Raw genomic sequence first — 6619 nt, 5'->3', positions numbered from 1 at the left:
CAAGGTTATCATGAATTTACTTATAGTTTATACCCCCATAAAAATGATTGGAAACAAGCCAATAGTGTGAGAAAAGGTTATGAATTAAATACTCCTTTACAAGTATTGTTATTAGAAAAGAATAAAACACAATTATCAGTGTTACCGCCTACCGCAGAATTAATTAATCTTAAAGCAGAAAACTTAATCTTAATGGCTTTAAAAATAACAGAAGATAACTCTAATAATATTCTTTTGCGAGGTTATGAATGTCATGGGGAATCTGTTAATTTATCCTTCGATAATCTTTTAAACTTATCTTTAAAAACTAGAGTCAATTTACTAGAAGATGAGATTAAGAATCAAGATAAATTAATTAACCCCTATCAAATTTTTAACTTTTGTCTTGACTTTTAAATACAAAAAAATGCGATCGCCAATTTTAAAGTTCAAATGAAACTTAACAGAGAGGAATATCCGTAACTATGTTAATATTGACTATGAATTATAGAACTAGGCTATTTTTTCCCTAAATTTGTCAATGAAATTTAACCGCACCACAATCTCTTTAGTCATTTTAGCATTAGGTTTAACGGGCTTTGTCTTTTTTACAGAAATAAAAAATCAAGGATTTAATCTTACCCCAAAAGCGGAAAATCAAGAAAAAAAAGAAAAGATTTTTCCTTTCGATACCAATGAGATTAAAACTATTAGTATCCAAGTCAATGGCAATAAAATTAGTTTTGAAAAGACAAAAGACAGTAACCAATCTTGGCAAATGATACAACCGCAAAAAATAACTGCCAGTAATGCAGCGATGTCTTTTTTAGTAAATTTATTTAGTCAAGCCGAAAATAAAGTAGAAATTCCCTTAACTGAAGATAAACGAGAAGAATTTGGTTTAAATAAATCTCAACATCAAATTTGGTTAACATTAAATAATAATGAAAAATATCACATAATTCTTGGTAAGCCGAATTTTGATGATAGTCAAATTTACGCCGAAGTTAACTTTCCCAAGTCTGTCAACTCAAAACAAAATATTTTTTTATTATCTAAGAGTTTTCAATACGCCATTGAAAGGGATTTTGATGAGTGGAAAGAAATTGATAATTAATAGATATTTGCCAAAATTAGAAAAATTGCCGATAAATCCTTTACGACAAACCATTTAAAAATTTTTGATAGTGAATCATTGATAAATCTATAGAGATGATTCCTTTGATTATGGCTTTTGAGATTTCCCTAAGGCAAGACGCATTTAACTCACATTTTTTCCTAACTCCTAACAAGGAGTTTAAAACCCTTGCCTTGACTCAAAGCTTTACCTCTTCCCTCTTCCTATTCTCAACAGTCAACTTAGATACTTTCCTAGCTTATCACCATACTATCACCATACTATAAATTTCATTTTTGGACAATATTTTCGTTAAAACCTAAAAGACAAGCCATAAGTGCTTTTTGTGCGTGCATTCTATTCTCAGCTTCATCCCATATACGAGATTGTTTTCCTTCCATTACTTCTGCCGTTATCTCTTTTTCTCGATAAGCAGGAAGACAGTGCAAAATAATCGCCGAATCATCTGCAAGGTTAACTAATTCTTGATTGATTTGATAAGGTTGAAAAATTGGTATTCTTTTGGCTGTTTCTTCTTCTTGCCCCATACTAGCCCATACATCTGTATATAAAACTTGAGCATTTTCCGCCGCCGCTTTAGCGTCATTAGTAATTATAACTTGTTCGGGCTTAGAGGCTAAAGCTTGGGCTTGTTTAACAATATCAGGATTGGGTAAATAATTTTCAGGAGTGGCAATACGCACATTCATCCCCATTAAAACACCACCTAACAAAAGAGAATGCGCTACATTATTACCATCACCTAAATAAGTCATGGTGATACCTTCTAAAGTGCCAAAAGATTCTTGAATAGTTTGTAAATCTGCTAGAATTTGGCAAGGATGTTCTAAATCCGTTAAAGCATTAATAATGGGAATATCGCTATAATCAGCAAAAATTTGGATATCTTCTTGTGCAAAGGTCCGAATTGCGAGAATATCTAAATAACGATCTAAAACTCTCGCTGTATCTTCTATTGGTTCTCCTCTACCTACTTGTGTGCGACTAGGATTTAAGTCAATAACGTTACCCCCTAATTGATACATTGCTACGCTAAAGGATACCCTGGTGCGAGTAGAGGCTTTGTAAAATAGTAATCCTAAAGTTTTATTAAAATTAAATTGCTGTTTACCACTTTTCAAATCGGCGGCTAAATTTAAGACTGTGTTGATTTCTTCTTTGTTTAAATCAGCAATGCTTAATAAATCTCTACCAGTTAAACTACTCATAAATTAAATACGACATCTAAAATAATTTTCATATCTTAACTTAACCTGAGTCAGATCAAATTACTTATTACTTATTACTTATTACTTACTAAAAGGCTATCGCACTTAATTTTAAATCAGGATAATCACCTTGTAATTGATTCACATTCCATTCATTACGAAATAGTAACACTGGGCGATCGAGAGCATCTTTTACTGTCATCGTATTAAATATACGCCCAACCTTGTCTAAGGCTTCCCAGCCATCCATAACCCAACGGGCAACATTAAAAGGGATAGACTCTAATCTTGTTTCTACGTTATATTCACTTAACATCCGATATTGTACAACTTCAAATTGTAATTGACCAACTGCTGCTAAAATAGGATCTCGAATAAAGTCATCAATAGAATACATTATTTGCACTGCACCTTCTTCTTGTAATTGTTGAATGCCTTTTTGAAACTGCTTTGATTGGGAAGGATTAGGATTTTTTAAATAAGAAAATAATTCAGGAGAAAAACTAGGAATACCTTCATATTCTAATTTTTTGCCTAAATAAATAGTATCCCCAATGGCAAATACTCCCGGATTATTTAAACCAATAACATCTCCTGGATAGGCTTCCTCAATGGATTCTCTTCCTTGGGCAAATAATTTTTGAGGATGAGACAAACGTACTGTTTTCCCCGTACGCGCATGATTTACTGCCATATCTTTTTCAAATTTCCCCGTACAAACCCTCACAAATGCTACTCTATCTCTATGCTTGGGATCCATATTTGCCTGTAATTTGAACACAAAACCAGTAAAATCAGGATAGGTTGGTGCTAATGTGCCTAAAGTTGATTTTCTTGGGGTGGGTGGTAAAGCATAATCTAAAAATGATTCTAAGAAAAGACTTACTCCAAAATTAGTCATGGCACTACCAAAAAACACGGGAGTCATTTTTCCCTCGTGAATGGCTTGTAAGTCAAATTCTGCACCTACTTCCTGCACCATTTCCAATTCTTCTAAAGTTTGCTCATATAATTGTGAATCTAAATATTTACTAATACTCTCATCACCTTTAGGGATAATAATTTCGGGCACTTCTTTACTACCATGGGCAATTCTTTCAAATAAATGATAAGCCTCTTGACGGCGATCGAAAACTCCTTTAAAATAGTCACCTATACCCACAGGATAATTAACAGGATAAGTTTTTAAACCTAATTCTTGCTCAATCTCGTCTAATAAATCAAAGGCATCTCTACCCGGACGATCCATTTTATTGATAAAAGTAAAGATAGGAAGCCCCCGCAATTTGCATACTTCAAAAAGTTTACGAGTTTGTGGTTCTAAACCCTTTGCCGCATCAATTAACATCACCGCATTATCTGCCGCCGCTAAAGTGCGATAAGTGTCTTCACTAAAATCTTGGTGTCCGGGAGTGTCTAATAAATTGATATGATAATTGTTATACTCAAACTGTAAAACGGTAGAAGTAATTGAGATACCTCGTTGTTTTTCTAACTCCATCCAGTCAGATGTAACTCGTCGTTGTTCACCTTTAGCTTTTACTGCCCCCGCTTGATGTATTGCACCTCCGTATAATAAGAGTTTTTCTGTCAGGGTTGTTTTTCCAGCATCAGGGTGAGAAATAATTGCAAAGTTACGACGTTTATTAACAGCTTTGAGTAATTCTTGTTCGATGGTTAAAGACATTCTTTAAATAATGAATAATTAATACTTTCTAATGAATATTGTTTATTTTTAGCTAATTATTAGACTATTTTCTATTCATAGCCTAACAATAATTATCGGGTATAAACAAAAAAATTGAACTCTCCTTTTTCAAGGGAAATTTAGTGAGATTCAAAGATACCTTATGCTATATCTTTATTTTTTCTAAAATTAAGGCATATTTTTTACTAAACATCCAGAAAAATTTTTACTATAGCAATCCTAAATCATTCGTGAAGAATTAAAGATTAAAAAATAAATCTGTAAATCTTACTATTCCTTAAAGCTGACCACTGATAGCTGATAGCTAACACCTCTTAAAATCGCACAACTCCCATAGGATAGCTATATAAATATTATAGCATTAAGTTAGCTGGTAAAAATAAAAGCTATTTGCACAAATTAATTTTTAGAAAATTATTAACAATTTGATGAGGAGAATCACTCTTATTTTTTTCATCAAATAAATTTTCATCTCTTATTACCCAAACCGTTGACATTCCTATGGATAAAGCCGCATTTAATTCTGCTTCTACATCAGATAAAAAGATAATTTCATCAGAATTTAACTTCAGATAATTGGTTATATTCTTATAAGATTTTGATTCTTTTTTATTACCGATAGTTGTATCAAAAAAACCTGAAAATAAATTTAGTAAATCACCATATTCTGAATATCCAAAAAATAGTTTTTGTGCATAAATTGAACCTGAAGAATAGATATAAATAGGGATATTTTTACTGTGCCAAAATGATAATTGTTTGTAGGCATCTTCATAAATATGAGAACAATAATCGCCATTTTTATAACCTTCTTCCCAAATAATACCTTGTAAATCTTTTAAAGGAGTAATTTTGCGATCGCCTTTAATCCACTTCCTTAAAATAGCAGTTATTTGTTGATGGTTATAATCCCTTAAATTTTCTAATGTTGCTACTTCTAAAACTGATTTTTTAACCAATTCATTATTCCAATTCTGAGCTAAAAAATCGGCGATTTTATTATAAGCATAAGGGAACAATATATCCTGGACAAAACTAATAGAACTTGTTGTACCTTCAATATCGGTTAAAATTGCTTTTAGCATAAAATATCAAGTTAATTAAATCATTAATTAAGACAATTTCAAGGTAAAACTTAATTTTCTAATCTCGAAAACTTACTAGCAATATCACTACCTGTAAAATTAGCTACCCAACCTTCAGGATTATTGAAAAAACGAATAGCGATAAAATTCGGATTCTCCCCCATATCAAACCAATGACGAGTATTTGCAGGTACACTAATTAAATCTCCTCTAGTGCATAATACTTCTAGCACTTGATTCTCGATGTGTAAACTAAATAAACCTTCACCATCAACAAAAAAGCGAACTTCATCTTCACTATGAGTATGTTCATTCAAGAATTTTTCTCGAAAAGCTGTTTTATGAGGATTATCAGCGGTTAAACTAACCACGTCAACAGTCAAATATCCTTCTTCATCCATTAGTTTTTTGACGTCTGATTGATAAATGCTTAAAACTTCCTCTTGAGTCGCACCTGATTTTAAACTCTCGATGGTTTGCCATTGTTCAAATCTTACTCCAACTTGTTTTAATTGATGGGTAATCTGTTTCATTTTATCAATTTCCTCAATGGTGTTACTATCAAAAATAGGTGCATTTGGTTGATTTTCGTCAAATATTTTTAATGCTGTCATTTTTTACCTCTAATACGCATAATTTCTAATTCACATTGTATTAAATATTCCATTGCTTCTAAATGTCGTAAAGCAGAAGCCATATCTCTACCCCAAGTATAAATCCCATGCCCTCGAATTAGATACCCCCAACAAGGAATATTTTGATGGAGATACTCTATAACTTTATCAGCTAGAGTGGCTATATCTTGAGTATTAGCAAAAATTGGCACATTGATAGCACTTTCATGGGTAGCAATACCACTAAAAGCCTTTAATAACTCATAACCTTCTAATCGCCAAGAGGAATTTTCCGTTAAAATACTTAGAAGATTACTATTGAGAGAATGGGTATGTAAAACTGCTCCAATAGATTCATCAAGGGCATATAAACTGGTATGAAGAAGAGTTTCTGCCGATGGTTTTTTGTCATGCTGAGGTTTTCCCTCAAAATCTACTACCATAATGTCATCAGAGGTTAATCTTCCTTTATCTTTTCCTGACACGGTGATGGCACAATAACTATTATCTAACCTTTGAGAAAAATTACTACTGGTGGCCGGTGTCCATCCTTTACTATGAAGAAAATTAGCCGTTTCTATAATATTATTACTAGCGATGTCTAAATCTAGTGGTGAATAAATCAATTTAACCAATCCTTTAGTTTTTTTAATTAAAATAATTTGCGAAGATCAATTTTTATGTTACTAGGATTATTTAAGTTAACAATATTTTCAGGGGAAAGTTTTTGGATATTTTGATGATAATTTTGTTGGGGATTTTTATATACTTCTAAAAAGTTTTGATTTAAGTCAATTAACCATACTTCTTGAATTTTACTTTCAGCATAAAGAGGTAATTTAACATTGCGATCGTAATCAATACTGGTATCGGATACCCCTATTAAT

Annotated in this window: 8 protein-coding genes; 2 read left to right on the top strand and 6 right to left on the bottom strand. The window is 32.0% G+C overall.

The features are described 5' to 3' along the window. The coding region (locus tag FWJ34_RS17115) for a glycosyl hydrolase-related protein (protein ID WP_308256556.1) at positions 1 to 396 on the top strand (396 nt) is incomplete at its 5' end. 124 nt (positions 397 to 520) lie between these two features. Next, positions 521 to 1096, top strand: coding sequence for a DUF4340 domain-containing protein (locus FWJ34_RS17110; protein ID WP_308256555.1), 576 nt, complete (start codon positions 521 to 523; stop codon positions 1094 to 1096). A 290-nt stretch (positions 1097 to 1386) separates the two neighbouring features. Here the strand turns inward: FWJ34_RS17110 and argF are convergent, their stop codons facing one another. From argF to FWJ34_RS17080, 6 genes are all read right to left on the bottom strand, one after another. Further along, positions 1387 to 2325, bottom strand: coding sequence for an ornithine carbamoyltransferase (gene argF, locus FWJ34_RS17105; RefSeq protein ID WP_308256554.1), 939 nt, complete (start codon positions 2323 to 2325; stop codon positions 1387 to 1389). 88 nt (positions 2326 to 2413) lie between these two features. Continuing rightward, positions 2414 to 4012, bottom strand: coding sequence for a peptide chain release factor 3 (prfC, locus tag FWJ34_RS17100; protein WP_308256553.1), 1599 nt, complete (start codon positions 4010 to 4012; stop codon positions 2414 to 2416). 407 nt (positions 4013 to 4419) lie between these two features. Further along, on the bottom strand, positions 4420 to 5118 hold the full coding sequence (mtnC, locus tag FWJ34_RS17095; RefSeq protein ID WP_308256551.1) for an acireductone synthase: 699 nt from the start codon (positions 5116 to 5118) through the stop codon (positions 4420 to 4422). 50 nt (positions 5119 to 5168) lie between these two features. Continuing rightward, positions 5169 to 5732, bottom strand: a complete 564-nt coding sequence (locus tag FWJ34_RS17090; RefSeq protein ID WP_308256550.1) for a cupin — start codon at positions 5730 to 5732, stop codon at positions 5169 to 5171. Then, positions 5729 to 6367: a methylthioribulose 1-phosphate dehydratase gene (locus tag FWJ34_RS17085; RefSeq protein WP_308256549.1), complete on the bottom strand. Its 639-nt coding sequence runs from the start codon at positions 6365 to 6367 to the stop codon at positions 5729 to 5731. Before FWJ34_RS17085 ends, FWJ34_RS17090 begins: the two co-directional genes overlap by 4 nt. A gap of 17 nt (positions 6368 to 6384) precedes the next feature. Beyond that, the coding region (locus FWJ34_RS17080; RefSeq protein WP_308256548.1) for a Uma2 family endonuclease at positions 6385 to 6619 on the bottom strand (235 nt) is incomplete at its 5' end.

The sequence above is a fragment of the Geminocystis sp. GBBB08 genome, from assembly GCF_016743215.1.
Classification (GTDB): domain Bacteria; phylum Cyanobacteriota; class Cyanobacteriia; order Cyanobacteriales; family Cyanobacteriaceae; genus Geminocystis.
The sequence above is the reverse complement of the archived record's forward strand: the minus strand, read 5'-3'. Positions and strand labels throughout refer to the sequence as shown.